This window comes from Pseudomonas sp. NPDC090203, assembly GCF_044746765.1.
Lineage (GTDB): Bacteria > Pseudomonadota > Gammaproteobacteria > Pseudomonadales > Pseudomonadaceae > Aquipseudomonas > Aquipseudomonas putida_AD.
The window spans coordinates 1-3,767 of sequence record NZ_JBIVCV010000032.1; the positions used below are offsets into that span (position 1 = coordinate 1).

Consider the following 3,767-nt stretch of genomic DNA (forward strand, 5'->3'; position numbering starts at 1 on the left):
GGGTGGGGACGATTTCTCCCACGGTCTGTACTGCGGCTAACAGTCAGAAGCTGGCTTTTGGTCCCACCCACCCCTTCGAGTCCTACCATACAAGCTGGCTTGCCAGCGAAAGCGTAAGGCCCGACACCTCAATGCCGAATGAAACACCGCATTCGCGAGCAAGCCCGCTCCCACAGTCCGGGTGTTGTTGCGGATCATGTGTTTCATGTGCGCACTTATGGTTATAACGATAGATCGTTTCGGTCTACGTTGTTTATAAGAAAACTGGCTATCCTGCGCGCCAGTTTTTTCTCGCATGTGCGCATCGGTCAGGCAGAACAATGGATTTTGGCAATATTGGTTTCGTCGTCGCAGGCCTGGTGGTCGGCTTCATCGTAGGCATGACCGGCGTCGGTGGTGGATCGCTCATGACGCCGATCCTGTTGTGGTTCGGCATCAACCCGGCCACGGCCGTGGGCACTGACCTGCTGTACGCCGCCATCACCAAGAGCGGCGGGGTGCTGGTTCACAAGAAGAACGACAACATCGACTGGCGCATCACCGGCTGGCTGACACTGGGCAGCGTGCCCGCCGCCGGACTGACCTTGCTGTTTCTGCACAGCCTGTATGCCGCCCCCGAGTCGATGAACAGCGTCATCAAACAGGCGCTGGGCTTTGTGCTGTTGCTGACTGCCCTCGCGATCTTCTTCAAGAAGCGCCTGCTGGCATTCGCCCATCGCCATGCCGGTGACCGCTATCGCTTGAGCGACCGCAGTCTGAACATCCTGACCGTGCTCACCGGGGTGCTGCTGGGTGTGATGGTGGCGCTGACGTCCATCGGCGCGGGGGCACTGGGCACCGTGGCGTTGTTCCTGCTGTATCCATTCCTGGACACCCGTCGTCTGGTGGGCACCGAGATCGCCCATGCCGTGCCACTGACGCTGGTGGCAGGCCTCGGCCACGCCAGCATGGGCAACATGGACTGGTCAATGCTGGGCTTCCTGCTGATGGGGTCGCTGCCGGGGATCTACATGGGCAGCCACCTGACCGGGCGCATCCCCGATGGCGTGCTGCGCCCTTGCCTGGCCGTGATGCTGGTCGCCATCGGTTACAAGCTGGCATTCTGACCCGGTTTCAAGCACACAGCAAAACGCCGCTGATCCCCCGTCGTGGAGGGGATCAGCGGCGTTTTCATTGCTTAGCAGAGCTTGTCGATGACCCGTACGCCCGACGCCTCGCGTACCTGGCCCCACTCACTGCTCAGGGTGTCGAGCACCCGGCCCAGGAACTGTTTGTCGGCGGCGGCCTTCTTGCCGACATAGCCCTGGCCCTTGCGGTACATCTTCAGCCGCGCACGCATGTGCGGATGCTGGTCGTCGAACTCCTGCTCCTCGGTGCAGGCACCCAGGCCTTCCATGTGCACGTTGCCTTCCTTGCAGACCCAGAGAATGTGGCTATCGAGGGAGTCCTTCTGTGCAGCGAACAGTCGAGCCAATTGGTCAATGGTAGGTTGATTGTTCAAGTTCATGATTGGATACCCCTTTTTGCCCACTGATTAATCTATCTGGTTAGTTCACACGTTATGGCGAATCGTCCATCGGTTCGCAGTCCTTCTGTTGCTGACATTAAAGGTCCGTCGATACACAGAGCCGGTGCCGGGCGGCGCGGATGTAGTGTCGATGAGAGGCTGCTACGAGCGGGGGCGAAACGAGGAGGGTGAGAAACAGCGGACGTCCAGAGACACTGGCGACGATGCGTGGTCGACCACAAGTGTCATGAGGATGTTTCGCCAGCGCTCGGCCCAGTCGAGTCGATCCTGCCGGTTCAGCTTCATCAATCTGCCTTGTGGGCAGCACACATCCAGAGGTTGTTCGACGGCTATGTCGAACGGGCCCGGAATACTTTTGCCAGCTCTCCCGATCGGGGAGACGGCTTCACTATGCCGGTGGGAAAAACCTTCGTCAACCATTTTGTAGTGATATTTTTCATGAACTACATATTTTGTAGTTTTGATACCGAAAGTCCTTTCGTGACTACAAAGTCAGTGAACACGGGCCTTTGCGGGAGGCAGGCGCTCTGCCATGGGCTTTGACCTGGCTCAGGGAGCGGGTTGGCCGTGCTGCACCAAAAGGGTCAGGGGGATTGGCGGCGATGTCGAAAATCGTGCGCTGGGAAGGGTGTTGAGCGCCTGAATGGAGGGGTTTGGTGATGGCACTCTGCTTGCAGTCTTTGGGGAACATTGCGAAGGAGTTGCCAGATGTTTTCACTGCGCGCCAATAAATACCGGGTCCAAGACGATGACCTGCTCAACCTGCTGTTCGACCGCCTGGACCTGACCGTGCAATTGTCCGGGCCGTCGCCGCTCAACAGGCGCTTGAACGGCTTTACCCAGTCCTTGCACCAGCGCCTGGGTGAGAGCCTGGCCGCCAGCGTGGACATTGCTGCCCATGCGCCCGAGCTTGCGCGGATCGCCCGTGCCACTGAACAGAGCGGGCAGACCCTGGCCCAGGCGTCGGAGCTGATCGCCAGCGCCAGCGAGCAGGTCAGCACGTCGCTGGACAGCGAACTGGTGCCCGGCGCGGCAGAGGTTGCCAAGCTTTCCAGTGAAGTCGCATCGACCCTGCGCCAGTGCCAGCAGACCGGCGAGCAGGTGCTCGACCAGGTCAATGCCATCGGTGCCAGCGAAGAGACCCTCGATAAGGTGATCGGGCAGTTGTTCGGGCAACTGGAGGAGGTGAGCCAAGTGCTGGGCGTGATTGCCAGCATTTCGCAGCAGACCAACCTGCTGGCCCTGAATGCGGCCATCGAAGCGGCGCGTGCAGGGGAGCACGGGCGCGGCTTTGCGGTGGTCGCCGATGAGGTCCGGCGCCTGGCCGGGCACACCACTGAGTCCACCGGGCGGGTCAGTCAGATCATCGAGCGCTTTCGCGCGGACATGGATCAATTGGGCGCGGCCGGCAAAGTGATGCACGCGGCGGTGGCCGATGGCCGGGCGGGCATGACCCGCATGGGGGAGGACCTGTTGGGGACGCAGGCGGCCATGGATCAGCTCGAACAGCGAGTCGGGCATATCGCATCCGGCACCGAGCATATCGGGATCGCCGTGCATGCGATCAACCGTGACGTGCAGAACATCGCCGGGGTCGCCGCGCAGTTGTTGGGCAACGCCGGGCAGGTATTGACCCACAGTGATGCGGTGCGTGTCAGCGGGGATCGCTTGCTGGACGGGCTGGGCGGTTTCGGCCTGCAGATGCACAAGGCCATTCAGGGCAGTGTCGAGCGGCTGGCCAGCGAGGCGGCGTTGCATGGGGATCTACAGAGCGCCGAACGCTTCATGCGCGACACGCTGCAACGGGATCAGCGCTTCGAGCTGTTCTACATGGTTGACCGCAACGGGGTGCAGATCAGCGAAAACATCGGGTTGGAGGGCAATGGCAAGGGGCCTAGCTGCAGGGGTCGCAACTGGTCCCAGCGGCCATGGTTTCGCGCCGTGGCCGAACAGTCCGCCAGCCACATCACGCCGGTGTATCGATCATCGGCTACGGATGATTTCTGCATCACCGTCTCGGTACCGATCTTTGCCGGTAATGGGCAGTTGAGCCGGGTGCTGGCGGCGGATGTGCGGTTGTCGGCGTTGATGTGAGAATCACCCGAGCGACGGAATACACAAACGACGACATACATGGGATGTGCCTGTGGGAGATTCTATGGTTGAGGGCAAAGTTTTTTAGCCCTCTTTCCTGCCTGGTATGCGTCCTTGTTCTGCATCAGGGAAAATGCGACGCGGG

3 protein-coding genes are annotated in these 3,767 nt (G+C 60.7%); 2 read left to right on the forward strand and 1 reads right to left on the reverse strand.

Annotated elements, in window-relative coordinates:
* The first annotated feature begins 320 nt into the window (after window positions 1-320).
* On the forward strand, window positions 321-1,106 hold the full coding sequence (locus ACIPO9_RS28145) for a sulfite exporter TauE/SafE family protein (RefSeq protein WP_274130796.1): 786 nt from the start codon (window positions 321-323) through the stop codon (window positions 1,104-1,106).
* Window positions 1,107-1,177: 71 nt separating this feature from the next.
* On the opposite strand, the gene ACIPO9_RS28150 is transcribed toward ACIPO9_RS28145, so the two are convergent.
* Entirely contained in the window at window positions 1,178-1,507 is a 330-nt protein-coding gene (locus ACIPO9_RS28150; protein WP_274130797.1) for a hypothetical protein, read from the reverse strand.
* A gap of 729 nt (window positions 1,508-2,236) precedes the next feature.
* Between ACIPO9_RS28150 and ACIPO9_RS28155 the strand changes: the two genes are divergently transcribed.
* On the forward strand, window positions 2,237-3,622 hold the full coding sequence (locus ACIPO9_RS28155) for a methyl-accepting chemotaxis protein (RefSeq protein WP_400784549.1): 1,386 nt from the start codon (window positions 2,237-2,239) through the stop codon (window positions 3,620-3,622).
* Window positions 3,623-3,767: the final 145 nt, after the last annotated feature.

Coding starts and splice junctions, on each gene's coding strand:
- ACIPO9_RS28150 (WP_274130797.1), bottom strand. CDS start 1,507: ATGAACTTGAACAATCAACCTACCATTGACCAATTGGCTCGACTGTTC.
- ACIPO9_RS28145 (WP_274130796.1), top strand. CDS start 321: ATGGATTTTGGCAATATTGGTTTCGTCGTCGCAGGCCTGGTGGTCGGC.
- ACIPO9_RS28155 (WP_400784549.1), top strand. CDS start 2,237: ATGTTTTCACTGCGCGCCAATAAATACCGGGTCCAAGACGATGACCTG.